A 25,494-nucleotide genomic window follows, 5' to 3' on the forward strand; every position below is an offset into this window, starting at 1 on the left:
GTGTGCCCGACGTCGCCCAGGTGACAACCGGTTACGCGACGAGCAGGAGCACGCTGATCGCCAGCATCACCACGGCCGTGATCCCGTGGATGCCGTAGACGGCAACCTTGGGACCGTTGCTGCGCAGCACGATCAGCGCGTCGCCGACGGGTATGACGGTGGCGACCAGCATGAACCAACCCAACAGGTGGGGTGTCGCTCCAGCCAAGTCACCTGGAGCGCGTTGCACGGCATGGCTGTCCTGTCGGACAGTGGCCGCATCCCCCGGACGGCCAGGAGGGACGGCTCGACTTCCTCGTCACTCAGATCGCCGGCATCCCCGATGAAGCATCAAGTGGCAACTGAAGGCCAAGGCTCTGAGCAGGGCCACCCGCCGCAGCGGAGAAGCAACTGCCCGGCAGTTCCCTGTTCATTTCTTTCATTTCTGTGACGTACGATTGCGGCCGTGACCAAGCGGTTGACTGAAGTTGCCAAGAAGGCGGGCGTCAGCGAGGCCACCGTCAGCCGGGTGCTCAACGGCCGGGACGGGGTCTCCGAGGCGACCCGGACGGCCGTGCTGACCGCGTTGGACGTGCTCGGCTACGAGCGGCCGACCAAGTTGCGCGGCGAGCGTGCCCGGCTGGTCGGGCTGGTGTTGCCCGAGTTGCAGAACCCGATCTTTCCGGCGCTCGCCGAGGTGGTCACCGGGTCCCTCGCCCAGCGTGGCTACACCCCGGCGCTCTGCGCCCGCACCATCGGTGGCGTCTCCGAGATGGACTACGTGGAGATGCTCCTCGACCACCAGGTCTCCGGGGTGATCTTCGCCGGTGGCTCGTACGCGTTGGCCGACGCGCGGCACGACCACTACCGACGGCTTACCGACCGGGGCCTGCCGGTGGTGCTGGTGAACGCGGGGGTGGACGAGCTGGGCTTCCCCCGGGTCTCCACGGACGACGCGGTGGCGGTGGAGCAGGCGTACGGGCACCTGCGCTCGCTGGGGCACGACCGGATCGGGATGGTGCTCGGCCCGGAGGGGCACGTGCCGTCCCGGCGCAAGCTCGACGCGATGATCCGCGCCGCGGGCTGGACCGACGACACGGAGTGCGTCGAGCGCTCCAGCTTCTCGATGGAGGGGGCGCGGGTCGCCGCGACGAAGCTGGTCGAGCGTGGTGTCACCGGGATCATCTGCGCCAGCGACGTGCTGGCGCTGGGCACCATCCGGGCCGCGCGCCGGCTGGGTCGTGTGGTGCCGACCGACGTGTCGGTGGTGGGCTTCGACGACTCGGCCTTCATGACCTGCACCGACCCGCCGTTGACCACCGTGCGGCAGCCGATCGAGACGATGGGGCAGGCCGCGGTGGACCTGCTGGTCACCCAGATCGAGGGTGTCGGCGTGCTGCAGGACGAGTTGCTGTTCGAGCCCGAGCTGGTGGTGCGTGGTTCCACCGCCCCCGCCCCGGGCCGCTGATCGGCAGGCGGGCCGCCGACTGACCGTCCCGGCCCCGCCCCCGGATCGCTGAGACGACCTCCCGGCCGTCGACCGCTTCTCGCGGTCGGCGGCCGTTCTCGTTGCTGCTCGAATACCGCAGCGACGGCCTGGTCTGCTGACGGGCCATAAGGGACCAAAGGTCATCATCTCGGGCCCGTTTCGAAGTCCTGTCGACATTTGCCGTTAGAAAGTCGTGTCCTTTCACTACAGCATCGATACCTTGCCGAAATGAGTCGGCCTCGTTACAGTGACTCCACTCACACGTGGCTCCGGCGCAGTTACCGGCGGTCAGGTCGCATCACCGCAGCTCATCGAACGTCATGGAGACACCCGTTCCCGAAGGGATGGACAGATGTCCGTACCGCAATACCGAAAGGCTGCGGCGTTAGCGCTCGTGGCCGGCCTGGGGTTCAGCCTCACGGCATGCTCCACGAAGAGCGACGACAAGGACACGAACGCAGGCGGCAAGGTCACCATCACGGTCGACTGCCAACCCGTCGGCGCTCAGAAAGAGCTGTTGAAGAACTGGAACGATGATGTCGCCGAGTTCCAGCGGCAGAACCCGGACATCGTCATCAAGAGCGTGAGCGTCGGCGAGCAGTGCAACAACCCGCCGGACTTCACCGCCCGTCTCGCCGGCGGCACCGTGACCGACGTGTTCTACGGGTACATGACCGATCTCCAGCAGGTGCTCGACTCCGGCCAGGCGATGGACATCTCCCAGTACGCCAACAAGGACGCCATCCCGACCTGGGACAGCGTCGACCCGGCGCTCAAGGAGGTCTTCACCGACGGCGGCAAGCTCTACGCCGTCCCGGTGAAGAACTACTCGATGGGCCTGGTCTACAACAAGGTCCTGTTCCAGCAGGCGGGGCTCGACGTGAACAGCCCGCCCAAGACCTGGGGCGAGGTCCGGGCCGCCGCCAAGAAGATCTCCGCGCTCGGCAACGGCATCGCCGGCTACTCGGAGTACAGCGCCGGCAACACCGGCGGCTGGCACTTCACGTCCCTGCTCTACTCGCAGGGCGGCCAGGTGCTGACGCCGGACGGCAAGAAGGCCGACTTCAACAACGCGATGGGCAAGCAGGTCCTGCAGAACATCAAGGACATGCGGTACGGCGACAACAGCATGGGCGCCCGGCAGCTGCTGCAGTGGGGCGACCTGCTGACCAACGCCGGTGCGGGCAAGGTCGGCATGTTCATCGGCGCGCCGGACGCCACCCAGGCGATCGTCAGCCAGTTCCAGGGCAAGTTCCAGGACTGGGCGATGAGCCCGCTGCCGGGTCAGGACGGCGCGGCGAAGGGCACGCTCGGTGGCGGCGAGGGCTACTTCTTCAAGAAGGACCTCACCCCCGAGCAGGTCAAGGCCGGTCTGAAGTGGATCGCGTACCAGAAGCTGACGCCGGGCAAGGGCCAGTTCGACTACGTCCGGGCCAAGCCGCAGAACTACCCGGTGGGTCTGCCCCAGCCGCTGCTCTTCGCCAACGGCAGCGAGGCGCAGAAGCAGGAACTCGAACTGCGCAAGGCCAACGCGAACGTCGACACCGCGAACTTCGCGATCTTCGAGGCGACCCCGGTGCCGATCAAGGGTGAGCCGCGCAACGCGCAGGCGGTCTACGCGGTGCTCGACGCCGCGATGTCCGGGGTGCTGACGAACCCGAACTCGAACATCGACGCGCTGCTCAAGACGGCCGAGGAAAAGGTCAACCAGCTCCTGGCTGCCGAGAGCTGATCCGGTCAGGTGGGGGCCGGTACGCCGACCCGGCCCCCACCCCATCCGCGCCACACCGTCCGGTCACTGACTCACCCAGGAGTTGCCTTGGCGATCACCACCGTCCCGGGTACCACCAGAAAGCCGGGACGTCCCACGCCGCCCTACACGGGGCCGCAGCGTACGAGCCTCGGCCGCAAGGTGCGGGACAACCTCACCGGTCACGCGTTCCTGATCGGGGCGGTGCTCTGCTTCGTCGTCTTCTCCTGGTACCCGATGATCCGCGGCATCGTGATGAGCTTCCAGCGCACGCGGCGCGGCGAGACCACCTGGGTGGGCTGGGACAACTACTCCCGCATCATCGCCGACCCCAGCTTCTGGCCCGCCTGGCAGAACACGCTCTACTTCACGGTGCTCGCGCTCGTCCTCGGGTACGCGGTGCCGTTCTTCGTGGCGATCCTGCTCAACGAGTTCCGCCACGCCAAGGGATACCTGCGGATCCTGGTCTACCTGCCGGTGATGCTGCCACCAGCCTCGGCGCTGTACCTCTTCAAGTTCTACGCGTACGACCCCAGCGAGGCGGGTCTCTTCAACGCGATCCTCAAGGCGCTGCACCTGCCCACGTCGCAGTGGATGCAGTCCCCCGACATGACGATGCCGGCGATGGTGCTCGCGTCGACCTGGATGAACATGGGCGGCGCCGTGCTGATCTACCTGGCGTCGCTGCAGAACATCCCGGGCGAACTCTACGAGGCTGCCGAGCTCGACGGCGCCGGGATCTGGAAGCGGATCCGCCACGTGACGATCCCGCAGACCCGGCTGATCCTCGCGCTCCTGGCGATGATCCAGATCGTCGCCACGATGCAGCTCTTCATCGAGCCACTGATCCTCGCCAACGGCGCGGGCGCGGAGGATTCCGCGACCTCCGTGGCGTACCTCATCTACCAGCACGGCTTCTTCCAGAACGACCTCAACGGCGCCGCGGCGCTCGGCGTGCTCATGCTCGTGGTGCTGGCCGGCTTCTCCGCCGCCTACCTGCGGCTGAGCGCGAAACAGGACTAGGACGGGCGAGACATGGCACAGGACTCCGGCACCCGGACCCTCATCTCTCACGCGCAGCTCCGCCGTGGGCGCGGCAGGTTCATCTACTGGGCTCTGCTCACCGTCGTCGTCGTGGGCTTCACGCTGGTCTTCCTCGGGCCGCTCTACTGGATGGTCACCGGCGCGCTCAAGTCCGGCCAGGAGATCGCCCAGACGCCGCCGTCGCTGTTCCCGAAGGACCCGCAGCCGCAGAACTACATCGACGCCTGGAACAACCTGGACCTCGCCAAGCTGCTGTTCAACACGTTCTACTACGCCGCCGGCGCGGTGGTGTTCCAGCTCGTCCTCGACACCGCCGCCGCGTACTCCCTGTCCAAGCTTCGGCCGATGTTCGGCAACGTGATCCTCGCGCTGATGCTGGCGACGCTGATGATTCCGGCGATGGTGCTCATCGTCCCGCAGTACGTGACCGTGATCGACCTGCCGATCCTGCACATCAACCTGCTCGACTCGCCGTTCGCGATCTGGCTGCCCCTGGTCGCGAACGCGTTCAACATCTTCCTGCTGAAGCGGTTCTTCGACTCGATCCCCGAGGAGCTGATGGCGGCGGCCCTGGTGGACGGGGCGACGCCGCTGCGCACGCTGTGGTCGATCATCCTGCCGATGTCCCGTCCCATCCTCGGCGTAGTGTCGATCTTCGCCGTGACGGCCGTCTGGAAGGACTTCCTGTGGCCGAAGCTGGTCATGCCGTCGCCGGAGACCCGGACCGTCAGCGTCGGCATCTACGCCTTCGCGGGTGGTACGCCCATGAACGTGGTCATCGCCGCGTCGGTCATCGCCGCGGTCCCGACCGTCATCGTCTTCCTGATCTTCCAGCGGAACATCATGTCCGGTCTGACCACAGGCAGCCTCAAGGGATAGCGACCAGCGCAACCTCCCGTGGCGAACAACAGCCGTTCGCCCGACACACTCTCAGGTCCGGCGAACCCGCCGACGTACTGAAACAGAAAGCAGGTGCTCGTGTCCACAGCAGACAGCAGTCCGTGGTGGCGTGGAGCGGTGATCTACCAGGTGTATCCGCGTAGCTTCGCCGACGGCAACGGCGACGGCATCGGCGACATCGCCGGTATCCGGTCCCGGCTGAATCATCTGTCCGCGCTCGGCATCGACGCGATCTGGTTCAGTCCCTGGTACCCCTCCCCGATGGCCGACGCCGGCTACGACGTGTCCGACTACCGCGACATCGACCCGGTCTTCGGCACGCTCGCCGAGGCGGAGGCGCTGATCTCGGAGGCACACGCGCTGGGCATCCGGACCATCGTCGACGTGGTACCCAACCACTGCTCGGACGTGCACCCCTGGTTCCAGGCCGCGCTCGTCGGCGGGCCCGACGCGCCGGAGCGGGACCTGTTCTGGTTCCGTCCCGGCCGGGGCCCGAACGGCGACCAGCGGCCCACCGACTGGGTCGGTGAGTTCGGCGGCCCGACCTGGACCCGGACCACCAACCCGGACGGCAGCCCCGGCGACTGGTACCTGCACCTGTTCGCCCCCGAGCAGCCGGACTTCAACTGGGACCACCCCAGGGTGCGCGCCGAATTCGAGGACATCCTGCGGTTCTGGTTCGACCGGGGGGTGGACGGCATCCGGATCGACTCGGCCGGGCTGCTGGTCAAGGACGGGACGCTGCCCGAGGTCCACCCGGACCTGCCGCACCCGTTCCACGACCTTGACGGGGTGCACGACATCTACCGGGGCTGGCGGCGCGTCGCCGACGAGTACCCCGGCGAGCGGGCCCTGATCGGTGAGGTGTGGTTGCCGGATCGGCAGCGGTTCGCCAACTACCTGCGCCCGGACGAGCTGCACGCCGCGTTCAACTTCGACTTCCTCGGCTGCGCCTGGGACGCCTCGGCCCTACGCGAGAGCATCGACGGGACGCTGAGCGCGCACGCGCCGGTCAACGCGCCGGCCACCTGGGTGCTCTCCAACCACGACGTCACCCGGCACGTGACCCGCTACGGCCGGGCGGACACCACGTTCAGCTTCGCCGCCAAGCGCGAGGGGACCCCCACCGACCTGGAGTTGGGCACCCGCCGCGCTAGGGCCGCCGCGCTGCTGTCGCTGTCGCTGCCCGGCGCCGCCTACGTCTACCAGGGTGAGGAGCTGGGGCTCTGGGAGGTCGAGGACATCCCGTACGCGCTGCGCCAGGACCCGATGTGGGAACGCTCCGGCCGGGTCGACCCCGGTCGGGACGGCTGCCGCGTGCCGCTGCCGTGGGCCGGTGACGAGCCCCCGTTCGAGTTCAGCCCCGACGGCGCCGCAACGCCATGGCTGCCCCAGCCGGCCGACTGGAAGGACCGGACGGCCCGGGCGCAGACCGGCGACGCCGCCTCGATGCTGGAGCTGTACCGGGCGGCGATCCAGATCCGGCGGGCCGACCCGGCGCTCGGCGACGGCGAGATGAGCTGGCTGCCCGCACCGGACGGCGTGCTCGCCTTCAGCCGTGGCGGTGGCTTCCGCTGCCTGGTCAACCTCACCGACGCCCCGGTGCCGCTGCCCGGCGACGGGGACCTGCTGCTGGCCAGCGGGCCGCTCGACGAGGGTCTGGTGCCGTCGGACACCGCCGTCTGGCTGCGTACCGCCCAACCTGCGGACGAGCCGCGGGCGGCGGACGGGCCTGGCCTGACCTGATCGCCGTGGTGCCGGCGGCCCGTCCCGGCCGCCGGCACCACACCACCATCCCGGCCCCGCGCCGGACGACGAGGAGGAAGGAGGAACGGGGGACGCCACGCCGCACGGACACGGGGGGATCTGGCCTGCCTGACGAAAGGGAGAGCGCAGCTCATGGCCAACCACACCACCGGCACCCCGCACCATTTCCGACACCCGACCCGGGTAGCGTTGGCCGCCATCGTCGCCACCCTGCTCGCCGCGACATCGGTGACCGCCCTCGCGATCACCGGCACCGCGACCCCGGCCTCGGCAGCCGGGCTGTCCCCCTTCGACATCCCCGGCCGGGGCGCCACCGTCCCGTTCGTCGAGCACGAGGCCGAGAAGGCCGCCCACACCGGCACGAAGATCGGCCCGGACCGGCGCTACGGCACGCTGCCGTCCGAGGCGTCCGGCCGGGAGGCGGTCACCCTCGACTCCGTCGGCGAGTACGTCGAGTTCACCCTCACCGCCCCCGCCAACGCGGTCACCTTCCGGCACAGCCTGCCGGACAGCCCGGCCGGCACCGGCCGGGACGCCGCCATCGACCTGCGGGCCAACGGGAACCTGCTGAAGTCGGTTCCGGTGACCTCGAAGTACGGCTGGTACTACGGCGGCTACCCGTTCAACAACAACCCGGGCGACACCAACCCGCACCACTTCTACGACGAGACCCGGGCGATGTTCGGCAGCACCTACCCGGCCGGCGCCAAGATCCGGTTGCAGGTCTCCTCGACCGCCCAGTCGCCCAGCTTCACCATCGACCTGGCCGACTTCGAGCTGGTCGGCGGGCCCCTCGACAAGCCCACCGGTGTGCTCGACGTGGTCACCGACTTCGGCGCCGACCCGAGCGGCGCGACCGACTCGACCGCGAAGTTCCAGGCGGCGGTCGACGCCGGGAAGGCCCAGGGCCGGGCGGTCTGGATCCCGACCGGCACCTTCACCCTCTGGGACCACGTGGTGGTCGACGGGGTGACCCTGCGCGGCGCCGGCCCGTGGTATTCGGTGCTCGGTGGCCGGCACCCCACCGACCGCAAGCGGGCCGCCGGCATCTACGGCAAGTACGTCCCCGGCGGTGGGTACACCGGCGCGGTCCGCCCGCACGAGGCCGGCGGGCCGAGTCGCAACGTGACGCTGCGGGACTTCGCCATCATCGGCGACATCCGGGAACGGGTGGACGACGACCAGGTCAACGCGCTGGGCGGGGCGATGACCAACTCGGTGGTGGACAACCTCTGGCTGGAGAACACCAAGGTCGGGGCCTGGATGGACGGCCCGATGGACAACTTCACCATCCGTAACAGCCGGATCCTGGACCAGACCGCCGACGGGGTGAACTTCCACACCGGCGTGACCAACTCGACGGTGACCAACACCTTCGTCCGCAACACCGGCGACGACGCGCTCGCGATGTGGGCGCAGAGCGTGCCGAACGTCAACAACTCCTTCACGCACAACACCATCGGCGTGACCCTGCTGGCGAACCACCTGGTCAGCTACGGCGGTCGGGACATCAAGATCACCGACAACGTGACGGCCGACTCGCTGACCAACGGTGGCGGCATCCACGTCGCCAACCGCTACCCCGGCGTGCAGGGCGCCACCGGAGTCCAGGGCACCTGGACGATCGCCCGGAACACGTTGATCCGCAACGGCAACTCGGACTACAACTGGAACTTCGGCGTCGGGGCGGTCTGGTTCTCCGCGCTCAACGAGGCGTTCCAGCAGCCCACCATCAACATCACCGACACCGACATCCTGGACAGCTCGTACGCGGCGCTGCACTGGATCGAGGGCCAGACCAATGGCATCAACCTCAACAACGTACGGATCGACGGCGCCGGCACGTACGCCCTCCAGGTGCAGGCGCCCAGCCAGGTGTCGTTCACCAACGTGCGGGCCACCAACATCGCGCAGAGCAACCCGATCCACAACTGCGTGGGCGGCGGCTTCCAGATCACCCAGGGCGCCGGCAACTCCGGCTGGTACACCCCGACCCCGTACTGCGGCCCGTGGCCCGACCCGCAGTGGGGCGGTGGACCCAGCACCCCGCCGACCACCCCGCCACCCACCACTCCGCCACCCACCACCCCACCGCCCACCGGGGGGAACCTGGCGCTGAACCGGCCGGCGACCGCCACCAGCACCAACCAGAGCTACACCGCGGGCAACGCGGTGGACGGCAACGCGGCCACCTACTGGGAGAGCGCCAACAACGCCTTCCCACAGACCGTGACCGTCGACCTGGGCTCGGCACGGTCGGTCGACCGGGTGGTGCTCAAGCTGCCCGCCGGCTGGGAGCGCCGTACCCAGACCCTGTCGGTGCTCGGCTCCACCGACGGGTCGTCGTACGCCACGTTGGCCGCCTCCGCCGGCCGGGTCTTCGACCCCGGCACGGGCAACAGCGTGTCGATCGGCCTGCCCGCCGGTGATCGCCGCTACATCCGGGTGAGCATCACCGGCAACACGGGCTGGCCAGCCGCACAGCTCTCCGAGGTCGAGGTGTACGGCGGCACGCCCACCACGCCGCCGCCCACGACGCCGCCCCCGACGACTCCGCCCCCGACCACGCCGCCACCCACCGGCAACCTGGCGGCCGGGCGGCCGGTCACCGAGACCAGCCACGTCGACGTGTACGCCGCGCTGAACGTGGTGGATGGCAACCCGAGCACCTACTGGGAGAGCGCCAACAACGCGTTCCCACAGTCGGTGACCGTGGACCTGGGAACCGCCCGGTCGGTGTCCCGGGTCGTGCTGAAGCTGCCGCCGTCATCGGCCTGGCAGACCCGCACCCAGACGCTGTCGGTGCTCAACTCCGCCAACGGCTCGTCGTTCACCACCCTGAAGGCGTCCGCCGGCTACACCTTCAACCCGGCCAGCGGCAACACGGTCACCGTGACGTTCGCGCCGACCAGCCAGCGGTACCTGCGGCTGACCGTCACCGGCAACAGCGGCTGGCCGGCCGGTCAGCTCAGCGAGTTCGAGGTCCACTCCAGCTAGGTCGGCGGCCCCGCCCAGCCGGGGCGGGGGCACCGGCTCCGGGCACCACACCCCACCCACCCCCGAAAGAGGTGTAGCGACCCCATGTCCAGTAACGGCACCAGACGAGGCACGCCGCCAACCGGCGCGCCCAGTTCCGTCCCCCGAACCACCCGCACCGGCCACCGGCGGCTGCTCGCCGGCGTACTCGCCGGGACGCTCCTCGTCACCGCCCCGGTCGTCACCCCCACGGCCAGCGCGGCACCGGTGGCCGACCCGTCCGCGGCCGCCGCGCGCGTGGCCATGCTCGCCGGACTCTCCGCCACCATGACCGCCAGCACCCACAACCAGAACTACGTGGCGGGCAACGCCAACGACGGCAACGCGGACACCTACTGGGAGAGCGCCAACAACGCGTTCCCGCAGTGGATTCAGGCTGACCTCGGCGCCACGGTCAGCGTGGACCGGGTCGTGCTCAAACTGCCGCCCGCGTCGGCCTGGCAGACCCGCACCCAGACACTGTCGGTGCTCGGCTCCACCAACGGCTCGTCGTTCTCCACCCTGAAGGCGTCGGCCGGCTACACGTTCAACCCGGCCACCGGCAACACCGCGACCGTCAGCTTCACCGCCGCCAGCACCCGCTACGTGCGGGTGCAGGTCACCGGCAACACCGGCTGGCCGGCCGCCCAGTTCTCCGAGGTCGAGGTCTACGGCGCCGTCGGCAGCCCCGACACGCAGGCCCCCAGCGTCCCCGGCAACCTTTCGTACACCCAGCCCTCGAGCGGGCAGATCCGGCTCACCTGGTCCGCGTCCACGGACAACGTCGGGGTGACCGGCTACGACGTCTACGCCAACGGCGGACTGCGCGGCAGCGTCAACGCCTCGACCCTGACGTACACCGACAGCCAGCCGGACAGCGCCACGGTCTCCTACTACGTGCGGGCCAAGGACGCGGCCGGCAACCAGTCGGCGAACAGCAACACCGTGACCCGGACCGGCACCGGCAACCCGCCGGTCGGCACCAACCTGGCGGTCGGTAAGCCGATCACCGCCTCCGGGTACGTGCACACGTTCGTGGCCACCAACGCCAACGACAACAACGTGGCCACCTACTGGGAGGGCAACGGCAACCCGAGCACGCTGACCGTGCAGCTCGGCGCGAACGCCAGCCTCAGCCAGATCGTGCTGAAGCTGAACCCGGACGCGGCCTGGGGGGCGCGTACCCAGAACATCACCGTGCTCGGCCGCGACCAGGGCTCGTCGACCTTCACCACCCTGGTCGGCGCGGCGAACTACAGCTTCAACCCGGCCAGCGGCAACACGGTGACCATCCCGGTCTCCGGTGCGGCGGCCGACGTACGGCTCTCGATCGCCTCGAACACCGGCGCCCCGGCCGGACAGGTGGCCGAGTTCCAGGTCATCGGCACCCCGGCACCGAACCCGGACCTGACCGTGACCGGCATGTCGTTCACCCCGTCCGCGCCGGTCGAGACGAGCTCCATCACGCTCTCGGCCACCGTGCGCAACGCGGGCTCGGCGGCCTCCGGCGCCACCAACGTCAACTTCTACCTGGGCGCCACCCGGGTCGGCACCGCGTCGGTCGGCGGCCTGTCCGCCGGCGCCTCGACCACGGTCAGCGCCGCCATCGGCACGCGTGACTCGGGTAGCTACCCGCTCAGCGCGAAGGTCGACGAGTCGAACACCGTCGTCGAGCAGGACGACACCAACAACAGCTACACCAACCCCAGCCCGCTGGTGGTCAGCGCGGTCGCCAGCTCCGACCTGGTCGCCTCGGCCGTCGACTGGTCACCGGGCAACCCGCCCCCCGGCAGCACGGTGAACTTCTCCGTCTCGATCCGCAACGCCGGTAACCAGGCGTCCGCGTCCGGCGCGCACGGCGTCACCCTGACCGTGCTCAACGAGTCCGGCGCCGTGGTCCGTACCCTGACCGGCTCGTACTCCGGTGTGATCAACGCCGGGGCGACGGTCGGCCCGATCAGTCTCGGCACCTGGACCGCCGCGAACGGCAAGTACACCGTCCGGGTGGTGCTCGCCGCCGACGGCAACGAGCTGCCGGTCAAGCAGACCAACAACACCAGTGACCGCCCGCTCTTCGTGGGGCGCGGCGCCAACCTCGGCTACGACATGTACGAGGCCGAGGACGGCACGACCGGCGGTGGCGCCGGGCAGGTCGGGCCGAACCGGGACATCGGCAATCTCGGCGGTGAGGCGTCCGGACGTCGTGCGGTGACCCTGAACAGCACCGGCTCGTACGTCGAGTGGACCACCCGGGCGGCGACCAACACGCTGGTCACCCGCTTCTCCATCCCCGACTCGCCGGGCGGCGGGGGCATCGACTCGACGCTGAACATCTACGTCAACGGCACCCTGCACAAGCCGATCAACCTGACCTCCAAGCACATCTGGCTGTACGGCGCGGAGGCCAGCCCGAGTGACTCGCCGAGCGCCGGCCCGCCCCGGCACCTGTACGACGAGGCGAACGTGATGTTGAACTCGACCATCCCGGCCGGCAGCAGGATCCGTCTGCAGAAGGACCCGGCCAACACCACCACGTACGCGATCGACTTCGTCAACCTGGAGCTGGTCGCGCCGCGCGCCAACCCGGACCCGGCGCGGTACCGGGTGCCGACCGGTTTCAGCCACCAGGACGTGCAGAACGCGCTGGACGCGGTTCGGATGGACACCACTGGCAACCTGATCGGCGTCTACCTGCCGGCCGGCACGTACGAGACCGCGCAGAAGCTTCAGGTGTACGGCAAGCCGATCTCGGTGGTCGGCGCGGGCATGTGGTACACCCGCTTCCAGACGCCGACGAGCCAGTCGAACACCGATGCGGGCTTCCGGGTGGAGTCCTCCGCCAGCGGGTCGTCCTTCTCGCACATCGCCTTCTTCGGCAACTACACCGTCCGGCAGGACGGACCGGGCAAGGTCTGGGGCGAGTTGAAGGACGTCGACAACATGACCCTGGACAGCGTCTGGGTCGAGCACACCGTCTGCGCGTACTGGGGAGTGAGCGTCAGCGGGTTGACCATCCGCAACAGCCGCTTCCGGAACACCTTCGCCGACGGTGTGAACCTGACCAACGGCAGCACCAACAACCTGATCACCAACACCGAGGGGAGGTCCAACGGCGATGACGCGTTCGCCCTCTTCTCGGCCACCGACCAGGGTGCGTCGACCTCCAACAATGGCAACGTGTTCGAGAACCTCTCGGCCACGCTGACCTGGCGGGCGGCCGGGCTGGCGGTCTACGGCGGCTACAACAACATCTTCCGCAACCTGTACATCGCGGACATGTTGACGTACTCGGGGCTCACCATCAGCTCACTGGACTTCGGCTACCCGTTCATCGGGTTCGGCGCCAGCCCACCGACCCAGTTCCAGAACATCTCGCTGATCCGGGCGGGTGGGCATTTCTGGGGAGCGCAGACATTCCCCGCGATCTGGGTCTTCTCCGCCTCGAAGGAGTTCCGCGGCATCCGGGTGTCCGACGTGGACATCGTCGACCCGACGTACACCGGGATCATGTTCCAGACCAAGTACAACGGACCGCAGCCGGAGAACCCGATCACCGACACGGTCTTCACCAACGTCTCGATCAGCGGCGTCCGTAAGAGCGGTGACGCGTTCGACGCGAAGTCCGGTTACGCGATCTGGGCCAACGAGATGCCGGAACCCGGTCAGGGCCCGGCGGTCGGCTCGGTCACCTTCAACAACCTGCGGCTGACCAACAACTACCAGGACATCCGCAACACCACGTCGACCTTCACCATCAACCGCAACTGATCTAGCCCGCACCGGATGCCGCCGGGAGGTTCCCCCCTCCCGGCGGCATCGTGCCGTGCCGGCCCGCACCAGCGGCGAACCGGGCTGCGCCGGCCTCCGCGTCGGTGGCCAGCGAGACCATCCCGTACGCCAGCTCGGTCGCCATCGCCTCCGACTCGGGCTGGCCCGCTCCGGCCAGCACCGCCGCCCGGTCGTTGCGCAGGCAGGTCTGCGGGTGCCGGGCGATCCCCGCCGCCAGCTCCTCGGCCGCGGCCCGCGCCTGGCCGGGCGCCACAAGCCGATTGACCAACCCCATCGCGTACGCCTCATCGGCCGGCACCGGTCGGCCGGTGAGGATCAGATCCATCGCACGACTCTCACCGATCAGCCGGGGCAGTCGGACCGTGCCGCCATCGATCAGTGGCACTCCCCAGCGGCGGCAGAACACGCCGAGCGTCGCGTCGGACTCGGCGACCCGCAGGTCGCACCAGAGCGCCAACTCCAGGCCGCCCGCCACCGCGTACCCGGAGATCGCCGCGATCACCGGCTTGCTCAGCGCCATCCGGGTCGGGCCCATCGGGCCTTCCCCCTCCGGCTCGACCCGGTTGCCGCTCGGCGTGCCGATCGCCTTGAGGTCGGCGCCGGCGCAGAACGTGCCGCCGGCACCCCAGAGCACGGCCACCGCCGCGCCGGGGTCGGCGTCGAAGGCTCGAAAGGCGTCGGCCAGGGCTCGCGCGGTCGGCCCGTCGACGGCGTTCCGGGCTGCCGGTCGGTCCAGCACCACTGTCGTCACCGGCCCGGCGCGTTCCACCCGTACACCCATCGGCCCAGCATGCCCGCCGCGCCGCAGGTCTGTCACCGCCGACCGGTTTGCGACCGCGTTCGCCGGGAAGTCGGTACGGGTGCGAGCGCTATTGACGAGAGTTGAGCAGGATTCAAGGCTGGACCGGGTGGGTGACCGGCTCCAGCGGGCGGTCCTCGGCACGCTGCGTCCGCGGCGGCTGCGGGACCTGCTGCACGGAGTGACGCTGGGGCATCCGCTGCATCCGGCGATGGTGCAGGTGCCGGTGGGCGCCTGGATCAGCGCCGCGGTGCTGGACCTGATGCCCGGGCAGCGCCGTCCCGCCACCGTGCTGGTCGGTCTGGGCACCGTCAGCGCGCTGCCGGCGGCGGTCGCCGGGCTGAACGACTGGGCGGCACTCTCCCGGGACCAGCGCCGGGTCGGCCTGGTGCACGCCGTCGCGAACACCGTGGGAGTGACGCTCTACGCCGGTTCGCTCGCCGCACGGATGTCCGGGCGGCACGGCGTCGGCCGTACCCTCGGCTTTCTCGGGCTCTCCGCCGTGAGCCTCGGTGCGTACATCGGCGGTCACCTGGCGTACAAGCAGGGTGCGCAGGTCAACCAGAGCATCTCCGAGATGCACCTGATTAGCGACGGCTGGCACTCGCTGGTCGACATGGCCGCGCTGCCGCAACGCACACTGGTCACCCGCGAGGTGGACGACGTCTCGGTGATCCTCTACCGGCACGGTGACGATGTCACCGTGATGCTGGAACGCTGCCCGCACCAGAGCGGGCCGCTCGGCGAGGGTGAGGTGGAGGAGATCGGCGGCCACGCCTGCGTGGTGTGCCCGTGGCACGGCAGCGCCTTCCGGCTGAACGGCGGCGAGGTCGTGCAGGGGCCGTCCGGCAACGACCAGCAGATCCTGCCCACCCGGATCGAGAACGGCGTGCTGCAGACCCGCCTGCCCTGACATCCGGCGAACGGGTATCCGCCCGGGGCCTGGTGCCCGGCGCTCGGGCCAGGCTGCCGGGTTGCCGATCGCTGCTCACCCTGCGCCGCCTGGCCCTGTGTCCGCGCTGCGGGGACGGTGTTGCTTTCAGCGGATATACCTCAGAGTCATATTTATACCTGTGAGGCATAACGCTCTCGGGACCCAACGTGCCGCCAGCCCGGCGTGACCACCAACCTGGCGGACGTCGGGAGTCCGTCGCTTGACCGCCACACGGCGGCGACCATGGTGGGGACCGACCGGGACGGGCGGGCGCCGGTCAGCCGCGCCGGTGCCGACCAACCTGCGGTCCGTCCGGAACGGAGTCCAGGCCGGGCCCGCCGGCCAGCAGGCCACCGTGTTCGTCGTAGCCGCCCCAACCCTCGTCGCCGGCCCGCCCGGGCGCGCCGGTCGGTGCCATTCCGCCGCTCGGTCCGGCGGTGATGCGGGCGGCCCGGGTCGTGGTCCCAGCTGTGCTGCCGATGCTCCGGCCCGCGGCGCCCCGGGGCGTGCGGGTGGATGCGGCCAGCCGAGGGGCCGCACCGGCGGTGGCCGGACGGCGGCGCAGCCCGAGCACCGCGCCGATCTGGGCGCCGACGATGCTCGCCACGGCCAGCACAGCGGAGACCGCCAGCGGCCGGTTGACCGGGTCGGTAGCGCCGGGCCGGGCGGCGCCGACGGTCATCGCGGGAGGCTGACCGGCGGACTCCGTACCACCGGGCGGTGTGGGTGCCACCCGCTCCGGTGCGGCCCGCTCGGGTGCCGGGCGGGGCGCTGGCGGCTTGGGCGCTGGCCGGGCGACCAGCCGGCCGGTGGCGTGCGAGCGGGCACCCTGGTCGGTGGCCTCGGCGGGCAATCGGAGCAACTGGCCGGGACGGATCCGGTCCGGGTCGTCGAGCCGGTTCAGCTCGGCCAGCCGTCGGTAGTCGGCGAACTCGTCCAGGTAACGCTCGGCCACCTCGCCGAGGTAGTCGCCCCGGGCCACGCGGTACACCGGAGACGCCTCGTCACTCGCGGCCGACGCCGACGCCGACGCCGGACCGGCCAGGGTGGCGACGGCCGGCGAGTCCGGGTGGGCGTACGGCGTGCCGGCGTAGACGGCGGCGGCGCTGGCGGCGGCCGGGCTGGCCGCGAGGATCAGCGCCACCGAGCCGACCAGGGCGGCGGCGGCCTTCTGCTGCCGGCTCATCCCGGGCAGCTTCGGCGCCGGCCGACGCACGCTTTGTGCAACCAGCTCGACGAGGACCGAGAATGCGAACGTGGCCCAGCCGAACCAGCCGGCCAGCGCCAACGCCCGCAGAAAGAGCTGGCCGTCATCCCTGCTGGTCAGCGCGGTGCCCACCTCGGCGAGGCTCGGCAGGTGGTCGGGCAGAGGGTTGCCCGCGAAGGCGAGCAGCGCGACCGGCGCGCCGGCCAGCAGCGTACAGAGCACGATCAGCGCGCCAAAGCCGGTGAGGATCCGTCCGGTCCGCCGTACGACGGACCCACCCGATGCGGGCATGGCTGCCTTCCTTCCTACGGTTCCTGCGGTGATGGCTCGCGGGTGATGGCTCGCGCGGTCGCCTCGCCGGTGACCCTGACCGTGCGGGCGAAGCCGAACAGCCCGAGCATCGAACGGCGGTAGGTGATCGTGACGCGAACCCGGACGAGGGTCTCCCCGGCGACTTCCGGGAAGCTCACGGTGTGGCCGGTGGTGCCGGCGGCGGCCAGGTAGTTGGCGACCGCGACGCGGGCCTGCGGCCGGTTGAGCCGCGTCGGCCCGCCCTCGATCGCGGTGGCCCGGTCGATGGCCTGCCCACCGGCCCGGGCCGCCTCGGCGGCCAGTTTGTCGGAACGTTGCAGGGTGCGCAGCTGCCCGGCGCCGTCGAAGGAGAGGCCCACGATGGCCAGTACGCCGGTCATCGCCACCGCCAGGAAGATGCTGACCCGGCCGTGCTCACCGGTGTGCGGAGGCCGGGGAGCGAACGCGGTCACTGCCGGCTCCGGTAGCGGTCCAGCGGAGAGGTGAAGTCCGCGGTGATCCGGTTGTCGGTCGGCATACCGGGCACGACGCTCAGCGAGATGTCCTTGAACGACACCAGGCAACTGATCTCCACCGTCACCGTGGCGTCTGCACCGAGCGGGCTGCTGAAGGCGGCGTCGAAGCTGGTGGACCTGCCGGCGACCGAACCGGTGAACGTCGGGTCGAGGTCGTTGCTGCAGGCCAGCCCGTGCCAGTCCAGCTGTTTGCGGGCGGCCTCCCGCGCCGCGGTCCGCGCGGTGTCGGCATTCCGGGAGATCGAGGCGGCGCGGGCCGCGTCGTGCGCGGCGGCGTCGATCGCCTCCGCCGCCACCGCGCTACGCCCGGCCACGCCGGCCAGCACCATCAGCGCGATGAACGCGGGTGCGAGCACCGCCACCTCGATGGAGACCGAGCCCCGCTCGACGCCGCGGCTCATGGCGTGGTCACCCGTTCCACTGTCCCGTGCGCGGTCTGCCGCACCGCGAAGTCCACGCCGGGCACCACCGACAGGGACCGGCCGCGCACCGTGCAGGTCACCTCGGTGTCGGTGGTCACGCAGCTTGGGCCGGTCTTTGCCCAGCCCACCAGCCAGCCGCCGGTGGCGTTCAGGAAGCGGGTGGCGCTGGCGACCCCGGCGTCGTCCGGAGCGTCGTACAGCCGCTGGGCGTTGACCCCGCTCTGCGCGGCGTTCAACGCCGTGGAGCGGGCCAGGAAGACGGCCGCGACCTGGAGCGACGCGAAGAGCAGCACCAGGATCAGCGGCATCACCACCGCCAGCTCCACCGGGTTGGCTCCCCGCTCCCGGTCGCCGGCCGCGAGGTGGCGCGCCGGGCGTCGGCCATCACCCGGCGCCACCTCGGGAACGCGACTCGGCGCACGCCGGCTACTTCGGGTTCGTGTGGTTCGGGATGGCCTTCATCCAGTCGTTGGCCTTGCCCAGGGCCAGGCCGGTGACGATGGTCGCCACGAAGACCAGACCGAAGATGATCACCGCGGTCGGCACCGGGCTGTCGCCGCGCTCGCCGTCGCGGCGCAGCTCGGCCAGACGCGTCGTCATCACGACGTGCAGGTAGCTGATGATGGACATGGCGTACTCCTTCTCGGGGTGGGGTCAGACGCGGGCGATGAACGGGTAGACGACGAAGCCGAGCAGCACGAAGACGAGCAGTGCGCCCGGAATGTCGAGCTTGCTGGTCACCCCCTCGGCGCGGGCGAGGTTGTCGGTGCGGATCTGGTCGCGTAGCGAGTCGGCCCGGCTGCGCAGGGTCTCGTGCACCTGCGCTCCCTCACTCCCGGAGGAGCGCATGATCGCGCCGACGTCGCCCAGTTCCGGAATGCCGATCTTGTCGGCGAGGTCGCGCAGCTCGTCCCAGGGCGCGTGCATCTGCATCTGGGCGATCCGCAGCGACTCCTGGATCCGGTCGAAGACCCAGCCGTCGCACACGGCCGCGGCCCGCTCCAGCGACTGCACGGGCCCGTGCGCGGCGGAGAGCTGCAACGCCACCAGATCCAGGTACGTGCAGACGGCCTGGCGGAACTCGTCCCGGGCGGCGTCCGCCTTGGCGAGCACCGACCGGTGCGCCAGCAGCCCGGCGATCAGCGCCATGCCGAGGCTGCCGAGCACCGGTACGACCAGCGGTAGCGAGATACCCAGCACGAACAGCGCCACCCCGAGCAGGGTCGGCACGGCCAGCCCGATCAGCGCCGACAGCGCGTACTGCTCGGAGGTCTGGCCGATCAGGGCGAGCTGCCGGTGCGGCGGCCGCAGCCAGCGGGCCAGCCCGGTCAACCAGTCCAGTTGCCGGGACGCGGGAGCGGCGACCCGGCCGGTGCCGGCCGGCTGGTGCAACCGGCGCAGTGCCGGTCCGAGCGCCGGGGTCGCCGGCACCAGCTCGCGGACCACCAGGAACAGACCCAGCCCCACGGCAGCTCCACCGCACACCGCGATGGCCAGGTGCCAGTTCACGATCACGCGATCACCTCCTGCGGGTCCGGCGACGGCAGGAACCGGGCCGGCCGCTGCGGCTGGCTCATCGACCGCACCCAGGCCAGCAGGCCGATGAAGGCGGCACCGAGGGCGGCCATCACGAGTTGACCCACCGGTGTGCCGTACGGCTCGATGTACTCGGTGTTGATCAGCCCGTACGCCAGGGTGGCGAGGGTCATGCCGGTGAGGAAGCGGACCGCGAACCGGGGCTGGGTGCGCTTGGCCTCGATCTCCCGGCGGGTGGCGACCTCCGCCGCCGCCGCGCCGGCGATCGAGCCGAGTACGTCACCGAGCCGCTCGCCCCGGTCGGTGAGGTGCAGGATCAGCGCCGCCACCACCTGGTCGCAGACCGGGTCACCGATGTCGTCGGCGAACGCCAGCAGCGCGGAGCGGGCCATCCAGCCGGCCTGCAACCGGGCGGCGAGCAGCCGGACCTCGTCCTCGATGCCGGGTGGCACGCTGCCGATCGTGCCGATGATCGACTGCTGGAGGCCCTGCCCGGTGCCGGAGACGTCCTTGAGTCGGCGGGTCCACTCGCCGACCGCCTCGATCCGGGCGATTGCCCGTTGCTCGGCCTTGCCCACCGCGAACAGCCACGGGGTGCCGGGCACCGCCACCGCCACCAGCAGACCCACCACCGGCAGCCCGGTCAGCAGAAAGGCCAGCGCGCCGGCGACCAACGCGGTGATCAGCAGAGCCTGGTAGGCCCGTCGCTCGCCGGGGGTGGCGCCGGAGCCGCGCCAGAGCCGGCTCAGACCCGGTCCGGCGCCCGGGCCTGGGCCGGCGGGCCGCCGGGTGCCGATCAGCGCGACCACGGCCAGCAGCAGACCGGCGACACAGGCGGCGCCGGAGACCACCGCGATCAGTTCCAGGTTGTCCCGCACCGGATCACCGCCGGGCCAGTCGGGTCTGCCGGGGGCGGCGCCAGGCACCGGTGCCAGCCTCGATCCACCGGGTCAGCAGCCGGGCGTCGTAGCCCACCCGCAGCAGTTGCTCACGGACCCGTTCCGGCAGGTGCCGGGGGACCGCGCGGCCGTCGGGGCCGGGCCCGAAGACCGTGGTGGTGGTGATGCGCCCGGCTTCGCCAGCCCCGATCACCTCCTCCACGTGCGAGACGAACCGGTGCTTACGGCCGCCAATCGCGGTCTCGTCCTCGACGGTGACGTAGACGATCAGGTCCAGGGCGTTGCCGGCCATCCGGCGGGCCTGGTCGACGGTCATCTCGCGGCCGTGTGCCAGCGCCAGCTCGACGATCCGTTCACCGACGCCGGCGGACGTGCGGGCGTGGATGGTGCACATCGAGCCCCGGCTGGTGGTCATCGCCTGGAGCATCGGCACGATCTCCCGGGACCGCACCTCACCCACGATGATCCGCAGTACGCCCATCCGGAGCGAGAGCGGGATCAGGTCGGCGATCGTCACCTCGCCGGCCGGCCGGCCGTCGAAGCCACGTTCGCCGTGCCCCTCGCGGGCCTCGAAACTCATCACCGCCCGGTGCCGCTCCCGGCGGCGGGCCGGCAGCAGCTCCCGGCTCTCCTCCAGCAGCACGTACGGCTCGTCGGGCGGGATCTCGTTCATCAGCGCCCGGATGATCGTGGTCTTCCCGGCGCCGGCCAGCCCGGCGACCATGATGTTCAGCCCGGCGCGCATCGCCGCGCGGAGGAAGTCGCGCAGCAGTGGGTCGATCATCTCGTCCAGGTCACCCCGGGCGCCGGCCACGTCGTCCAGGCTCACGTCCAGGGTGTTGTGTTTGCGAATCACCGCGTACGGGCGGTGGCTGACCAGGAACACCGCGGCCAGCCGGCTGCCGTCGGGCAGTTGCAGGTCGAGGGTGGGCTTCACGGTGGACAGTGACCGCTCGGTCGCGCCCGCACGGCGTGCCGCCGCCTGGAGGATCTCCACCAGTTCCGCGTCGCTGTCGGCGATCGGCTCCGCCCAGTCGACCCCGCCGCCGTGCCGGGTGATGCGTACCTGGTCGCAGCCGAGGATGTGCACCTCCTCGATGGTGTCGTCGACCAGCAGGGTCTGCAGCCGACCCAACCCGACCAGCTCGGCGGTCACCTGGTCGAGCAGCAGGCGTTCCTCACCGGCGGCCATCGGCGTGCCGGCCCGGCGGACCGCGTCCGCGTACTCGGCGACCACCGTGACGGCCAGCCGGGCCCGCTCGGTGTCCTCCTCGTCGACGGTGAACTCACGGCCGCGCTGCCACAGGGTGAGCCGCTCGGTCAGTTCCCGGCGCAGCTCCCGGACCACCTGGAAGTCCATCCGGGGGCGGGGTGGCGGCTCCGGCGGCGGGCTGGCCGCGGGTGCCGGAGGCGGCGCCGGCAGTGGCACCGAATGGTGCCGGCCGTTCGGCGCGGCCAGCGGCGGCGTCGTGGAGGTGACGCCGGGCGGCTGTTGGCGCGGGTCGGCGGAGACCGGTTCCAACCGCATCCGGCACTCCCTGCTGCACCGGCCAGGCCAGCCGGGCGCGCCGCCGTTCCAGCAGCGCGCCGACCGGCACCTCCAGCGCGGCCGCCGCGCGCAGCAGCGGCCGTCCGGCGCGTACCGTCCCGCCCAGGCTGAGCACCCCGGCGGTACGCGAATCGTGCGGCAGCCGGGCGATCACCGGCAGTTTCAGCGCGCGGCTGATCTCGGCCCGACCTTGCCCACCACCGACCAGCAGCAGCCGCAGGGTGCCCGGCGGCACCCGGTGCTCGGCGAAGTCCCGTTCGATCGCGGTGACCACCGCCCGGGTGCCGGAGAGATCCGGCAGCTCGGCCCGGGTCACCAGCAGCACCACCGAGGCGGCCCGCAGCACCGGCCACGGCGGGCCGTTGACGTGCAGCCGGCCGCAGTCGACCAGCACGTCGTAGCCGGGGGTGCCGCGGTCCAGGGCGTTGAAGTAGTCGGCGAAGCGCTGCCAGAGCGGGGTGACGCTGCCGGCCTGCGTCGGGTCGACCAGCCCGGGCAGCAGCAGCCGTTCCCGCCGGGGCGCGTCGAGGTCGACCAGCTGGGACCAGAAGGCGGTCTCCAGGCTGCCGTCGCGCAGCTCCCCGACGGCCAGCTCGCCGATGCCGCGCGGCCCGTCCAGCTGACCACCCAGGTAGCCGGCGAGGATCGACCCGCCGGCCGGGTCGCACTCCGCGAGCACCAGTCGTCGGTGCCAGGCCAGCGCGCAGGCCAGCGCCGAGGTGGTCACGCCGGGCGAACCCTTCGCGGACACCAGCGCGATGATCGCCATGTTCAGGCCGCCTCGGTCAGCACGACGGCGATCCGCTCCTGCGCGGCCAGCGCCACCACCGCGGGCACGTCCCGGATGGTGAGCGTCAGGTACAGCACCTTGTCGTCGTTGGCCGGGCTCACCATGTCGATCACGGTGGCGGAGAAGCGGGTGCCCGCGGCAGCCGCTCCGGTGGCGTTGTCGTCCGGGGTGCTGACCAGCAGGACCTTGTCGCCGGGGTGCAGTTCACGCGCTGGCACCTGCGCGGTCTTGAGGCCGAGCGCGATCTGCTGCTGGCCGGGGCCTAGCAGCGCGTCGTCGGTGACCTGCCCCAGCGTGAGCAGGGTGCCCGGGACCAGCGCCACGGCGGCGCGCTTGCCGACCACCTCGTCCAGCCGCCCGGCGGGCACGGGACGCAGTCCCTGACCGCCGGCGACCTGCACGGCGATCAGGTCGGCGGCGCTGATCTCCCGCCCCACCTCCACCGGCCGGGCCACCGCGAGGTAGCTGCCGGTAGCCCGGACCGAGGTGACCGCGAACGCCGCGCCCAGCCCGCCCAGCGCGATCAGGAGTACAGCCAGACCCAGCAGCCCCGGGCGGATCCGGCGCTGCCGGACCACCTTGGGCGGGCTGACCGGCGCGTCCACCGGGGTTCCGTTGCGTGTCGCGAGGCTCACCGGACCAGCTCCGTCGAAAGCCACTCGTTCCGCCCGCTCATCGCGTCACCACCTGGAGTTCGTTGATCTGGATCGGCACGGTGCCGCTGGTCCGGTCTGCGGAATCGGTTCGCCCTGGACGCCGCCGTTGGTCCACCACCGCACCGTCCAGTACGTGGTGGCGCCGACCCGGTAGGTGCCGGCCTTCGGGTAGCCGCTGTCGTAGCCGCAGTCCGGGGACGGCTGGCCGGCGTGTTTGCCCTTCGCGTCGTACGGGGTGCCGGCGCCCGGGCAGGTGACCTTGTCGCCGTTGCCCATGTCCCAGACGATCCGGTCGACCTTCGCCTCGATGGAGACGGTCAGCCCACGGTCGGACGCGGAGGCGTGCAGCGGGCCGAAGTAATTGGCGCTCGGTGTCGCCCACATCCAGACCGGCAGGCCGACCAGTCCGGGGCCGACGCTCTTGCGGGGTGCCACCCTGAGCCGCGCCGGCAACAGTTTGATCGACGCCAGGGCGCGGCGGGCCAGCTCCTCCGGGTCGGGCGGTGCGCCGTAGCCGGGCGGTGGCCCATCCAGCAGCACCATGTCCTGGGCACCCAGGTCGCCGCCGTTGCAGGTCTGCAGATACCACTGCTGGCCCTCGGGCGGCTCGACGTCCCCCTCGGTCAGCTTGTAGTAGCACCCGTCGCCGTTGTTGAACCGGCCGAGCAGGTCGTCGTAGCAGGGGATGGTCCGCCCGCCCCACTGGCAGACGCCGCCACCACCTCCGCCGCCGGAGTCCCCGCCGCCGGAGTCCCCGCCGCCGGAGTCCCCGCCGCCGTTGTCGCCGCCGCCGCCGGGACCGCCCGGCGTGCCGGGCTCGTCGTCCCAGACGCTGCAGTCCGGCTGGTCGAGCGGGCACTCCGCCCCGGGGTCGGCGCGCCGGGCGGCGCCGGCCGGCACGGTTGCACCGACCACCAGCAGCAGCGCGAGGCCGATCCCGGTGAGTGCCCGGCGGGGCGTCCCGGCCCGGGCGGTACGGGCCGGGGCGCCCCTTCCTCCCCAGGTCAGCACGGCTGGTCCCGGTGCGCGGCACTGGAGTTGATCAGCCAGCGGCCGTCGGGATAGCGGGTCGCGGTGGCGGTGGCCAGGTGCCTGCCGCCGCCACTGCCCGGGACCACCCGCTTGTCCTTGGCGTAGACCAGCCGGTAACCGCTCGCGTCCAGGCAGTCCTGGATCTCCACCGTGGCCGGGGCCGAGTCCAGGCTGATCGAGGTCACGGTCGGGTCGGACTTCACCGCCCCGGTACGCATCGCGCCGTGCTCCTTTGCCTCGCGAATGGACACTCGCACCCGAGTGAGCAGTGGATCGGCGAGATACCGGGACAGTTCCGGCGCGCGCGGATCACTGCGTCGACTCGCCGTACGCGAGGCGGCGAGATAACCGGAGTACGCGTCGAGCGCCGCCTTTTCCGCAGCCCGCCTTTCGACCTCCCGGTCCGCTTGTTGTCCGTCGCTCCGGGCCGGCGCCGGCCGTTCGACGGCCTCCCGTCCGCTGCCGCAGGCGGTGACTGACACCGCCGCCACGACCGCTAGCAGGCAGATTGCTGCTCGCCTGAGCTGTCGTCCGCGCACCGTCGAGCCTCCTCGTGGTCGCCCGGTGCGGCGACGGATCACCGCCGCCGGGCATGCGGAAGCGCGCCCGGATCAGCACATCCGGAGCCGTTCATTGCGCTTCTGCATTCACCGTTACGGATCTTTTACAAATGGATGGTCCTGTGTCGGTCGGTTGTTGCAGTGAGGCTTGCGTCACACCCAAGGGGCGAGCATAGGCTGACGCTCGCCGATGCAACAGAGGCAATTCAAGTGAACACTCTGCGTGATGACAGGTGGTGGTGAGGGGTGTCTGTGCCGCGCTCCGAGCATCGGCCGACCGACGGGCGGGCCACGGCCTGCCCACTCCGGGCCGAACGGGTCGGCAGGGACCGCTCCGCCGGTCCCGAGAGTGGGACATCGCGGCGTCATCCCGGCATCCGGGCGGAGCCGGCGTCCGATCGAGGAGCCGCACCGGCCGGCGGGATGGCTGGCCCGGGCCCGGCCCGGGAGGCCGTCGGACGACCGGCTGCCCACGTCCCTTTCTGCGCCATCCGCTACACCCAAGCGATCGTTCAGTCACGATCCGTGTTCGCCTTCGCGCTCGACGCAC

General features: G+C 70.9%; 19 protein-coding genes and 3 pseudogenes. 8 read left to right on the plus strand and 14 right to left on the minus strand.

Going from position 1 to position 25,494, the window contains the following annotated elements:
- Positions 1 to 31: 31 nt before the first annotated feature.
- Positions 32 to 229 (minus strand): DUF4267 domain-containing protein, encoded by a 198-nt coding sequence (locus tag ACWD6N_RS15610; RefSeq protein ID WP_354966528.1) that lies wholly within the window; start codon positions 227 to 229, stop codon positions 32 to 34.
- 216 nt (positions 230 to 445) lie between these two features.
- Between ACWD6N_RS15610 and ACWD6N_RS15615 the strand changes: the two genes are divergently transcribed.
- From ACWD6N_RS15615 to ACWD6N_RS15645, 7 genes are all read left to right on the plus strand, one after another.
- On the plus strand, positions 446 to 1,447 hold the full coding sequence (locus tag ACWD6N_RS15615; RefSeq protein WP_354966529.1) for a LacI family DNA-binding transcriptional regulator: 1,002 nt from the start codon (positions 446 to 448) through the stop codon (positions 1,445 to 1,447).
- Positions 1,448 to 1,820: 373 nt separating this feature from the next.
- Positions 1,821 to 3,200, plus strand: coding sequence for an ABC transporter substrate-binding protein (locus ACWD6N_RS15620; protein WP_354966530.1), 1,380 nt, complete (start codon positions 1,821 to 1,823; stop codon positions 3,198 to 3,200).
- Between the two features lie 87 nt (positions 3,201 to 3,287).
- Positions 3,288 to 4,241 (plus strand): carbohydrate ABC transporter permease, encoded by a 954-nt coding sequence (locus ACWD6N_RS15625; RefSeq protein WP_354966531.1) that lies wholly within the window; start codon positions 3,288 to 3,290, stop codon positions 4,239 to 4,241.
- Between the two features lie 12 nt (positions 4,242 to 4,253).
- Positions 4,254 to 5,141, plus strand: coding sequence for a carbohydrate ABC transporter permease (locus tag ACWD6N_RS15630; RefSeq protein ID WP_354966532.1), 888 nt, complete (start codon positions 4,254 to 4,256; stop codon positions 5,139 to 5,141).
- Between the two features lie 99 nt (positions 5,142 to 5,240).
- On the plus strand, positions 5,241 to 6,908 hold the full coding sequence (locus ACWD6N_RS15635; protein WP_354966533.1) for a glycoside hydrolase family 13 protein: 1,668 nt from the start codon (positions 5,241 to 5,243) through the stop codon (positions 6,906 to 6,908).
- Positions 6,909 to 7,061: 153 nt separating this feature from the next.
- On the plus strand, positions 7,062 to 9,926 hold the full coding sequence (locus tag ACWD6N_RS15640; RefSeq protein WP_354966534.1) for a galactose-binding domain-containing protein: 2,865 nt from the start codon (positions 7,062 to 7,064) through the stop codon (positions 9,924 to 9,926).
- An 84-nt stretch (positions 9,927 to 10,010) separates the two neighbouring features.
- Positions 10,011 to 13,712: a discoidin domain-containing protein gene (locus tag ACWD6N_RS15645; protein ID WP_354966535.1), complete on the plus strand. Its 3,702-nt coding sequence runs from the start codon at positions 10,011 to 10,013 to the stop codon at positions 13,710 to 13,712.
- Position 13,713: 1 nt separating this feature from the next.
- On the opposite strand, the gene ACWD6N_RS15650 is transcribed toward ACWD6N_RS15645, so the two are convergent.
- The gene (locus tag ACWD6N_RS15650; protein ID WP_354966536.1) at positions 13,714 to 14,514 is read right to left on the minus strand and encodes a crotonase/enoyl-CoA hydratase family protein; all 801 of its coding nucleotides are present in this window, start codon (positions 14,512 to 14,514) and stop codon (positions 13,714 to 13,716) included.
- Between the two features lie 79 nt (positions 14,515 to 14,593).
- Between ACWD6N_RS15650 and ACWD6N_RS15655 the strand changes: the two genes are divergently transcribed.
- Positions 14,594 to 15,445 (plus strand): Rieske 2Fe-2S domain-containing protein, encoded by an 852-nt coding sequence (locus ACWD6N_RS15655; protein WP_354966537.1) that lies wholly within the window; start codon positions 14,594 to 14,596, stop codon positions 15,443 to 15,445.
- A gap of 556 nt (positions 15,446 to 16,001) precedes the next feature.
- Here ACWD6N_RS15655 and ACWD6N_RS15660 read toward each other — a convergent pair.
- The 12 genes and pseudogenes from ACWD6N_RS15660 to ACWD6N_RS15715 all read right to left on the minus strand — a co-directional run.
- Positions 16,002 to 16,964 (minus strand): annotated as a pseudogene (locus ACWD6N_RS15660) (LysM peptidoglycan-binding domain-containing protein); the annotation flags it as partial.
- A gap of 14 nt (positions 16,965 to 16,978) precedes the next feature.
- Positions 16,979 to 17,365 (minus strand): hypothetical protein, encoded by a 387-nt coding sequence (locus ACWD6N_RS15665; RefSeq protein WP_354966580.1) that lies wholly within the window; start codon positions 17,363 to 17,365, stop codon positions 16,979 to 16,981.
- A 68-nt stretch (positions 17,366 to 17,433) separates the two neighbouring features.
- A complete protein-coding gene (locus ACWD6N_RS15670) occupies positions 17,434 to 17,901 on the minus strand; it encodes a TadE/TadG family type IV pilus assembly protein (protein ID WP_354966538.1) in 468 nt (155 codons plus the stop codon).
- A complete protein-coding gene (locus ACWD6N_RS15675; RefSeq protein ID WP_354966539.1) occupies positions 17,898 to 18,320 on the minus strand; it encodes a TadE/TadG family type IV pilus assembly protein in 423 nt (140 codons plus the stop codon). The genes ACWD6N_RS15670 and ACWD6N_RS15675 overlap by 4 nt, the downstream gene beginning before the upstream one ends.
- Before the next feature lie 28 nt (positions 18,321 to 18,348).
- The gene (locus ACWD6N_RS15680; RefSeq protein WP_354966540.1) at positions 18,349 to 18,552 is read right to left on the minus strand and encodes a hypothetical protein; all 204 of its coding nucleotides are present in this window, start codon (positions 18,550 to 18,552) and stop codon (positions 18,349 to 18,351) included.
- 24 nt (positions 18,553 to 18,576) lie between these two features.
- Complete coding sequence (locus tag ACWD6N_RS15685; RefSeq protein WP_387325150.1) at positions 18,577 to 19,434, minus strand: type II secretion system F family protein; 858 nt, start codon at positions 19,432 to 19,434, stop codon at positions 18,577 to 18,579.
- Positions 19,434 to 20,336: a type II secretion system F family protein gene (locus tag ACWD6N_RS15690; protein ID WP_354966541.1), complete on the minus strand. Its 903-nt coding sequence runs from the start codon at positions 20,334 to 20,336 to the stop codon at positions 19,434 to 19,436. The genes ACWD6N_RS15685 and ACWD6N_RS15690 overlap by 1 nt, the downstream gene beginning before the upstream one ends.
- A gap of 4 nt (positions 20,337 to 20,340) precedes the next feature.
- On the minus strand, positions 20,341 to 21,885 hold the full coding sequence (locus ACWD6N_RS15695; protein ID WP_354966542.1) for a CpaF family protein: 1,545 nt from the start codon (positions 21,883 to 21,885) through the stop codon (positions 20,341 to 20,343).
- Positions 21,878 to 22,675, minus strand: a pseudogene (locus tag ACWD6N_RS15700) (ParA family protein); the annotation flags it as partial. The gene ACWD6N_RS15695 and the pseudogene ACWD6N_RS15700, both read right to left, overlap by 8 nt.
- Before the next feature lie 2 nt (positions 22,676 to 22,677).
- Positions 22,678 to 23,331 (minus strand): SAF domain-containing protein, encoded by a 654-nt coding sequence (locus tag ACWD6N_RS15705; RefSeq protein ID WP_354966543.1) that lies wholly within the window; start codon positions 23,329 to 23,331, stop codon positions 22,678 to 22,680.
- Between the two features lie 37 nt (positions 23,332 to 23,368).
- Positions 23,369 to 24,363 (minus strand): annotated as a pseudogene (locus tag ACWD6N_RS15710) (hypothetical protein).
- Positions 24,357 to 24,893, minus strand: coding sequence for a hypothetical protein (locus ACWD6N_RS15715; protein ID WP_387325148.1), 537 nt, complete (start codon positions 24,891 to 24,893; stop codon positions 24,357 to 24,359). The pseudogene ACWD6N_RS15710 and the gene ACWD6N_RS15715 overlap by 7 nt, the downstream one beginning before the upstream one ends.
- Between the last annotated feature and the right edge of the window lie 601 nt (positions 24,894 to 25,494).

The organism is Micromonospora sp. NPDC005163, from assembly GCF_053599835.1.

What these genes read in the sequence shown, in the direction of transcription:
- ACWD6N_RS15620 (WP_354966530.1), top strand. Translation starts at nt 1,821, where the DNA reads ATGTCCGTACCGCAATACCGAAAGGCTGCGGCGTTAGCGCTCGTGGCC.
- ACWD6N_RS15630 (WP_354966532.1), top strand. Translation starts at nt 4,254, where the DNA reads ATGGCACAGGACTCCGGCACCCGGACCCTCATCTCTCACGCGCAGCTC.
- ACWD6N_RS15640 (WP_354966534.1), top strand. Translation starts at nt 7,062, where the DNA reads ATGGCCAACCACACCACCGGCACCCCGCACCATTTCCGACACCCGACC.
- ACWD6N_RS15645 (WP_354966535.1), top strand. Translation starts at nt 10,011, where the DNA reads ATGTCCAGTAACGGCACCAGACGAGGCACGCCGCCAACCGGCGCGCCC.
- ACWD6N_RS15650 (WP_354966536.1), bottom strand. Translation starts at nt 14,514, where the DNA reads ATGGGTGTACGGGTGGAACGCGCCGGGCCGGTGACGACAGTGGTGCTG.
- ACWD6N_RS15665 (WP_354966580.1), bottom strand. Translation starts at nt 17,365, where the DNA reads ATGACCGGCGTACTGGCCATCGTGGGCCTCTCCTTCGACGGCGCCGGG.
- ACWD6N_RS15670 (WP_354966538.1), bottom strand. Translation starts at nt 17,901, where the DNA reads ATGAGCCGCGGCGTCGAGCGGGGCTCGGTCTCCATCGAGGTGGCGGTG.
- ACWD6N_RS15680 (WP_354966540.1), bottom strand. Translation starts at nt 18,552, where the DNA reads ATGTCCATCATCAGCTACCTGCACGTCGTGATGACGACGCGTCTGGCC.
- ACWD6N_RS15695 (WP_354966542.1), bottom strand. Translation starts at nt 21,885, where the DNA reads ATGCGGTTGGAACCGGTCTCCGCCGACCCGCGCCAACAGCCGCCCGGC.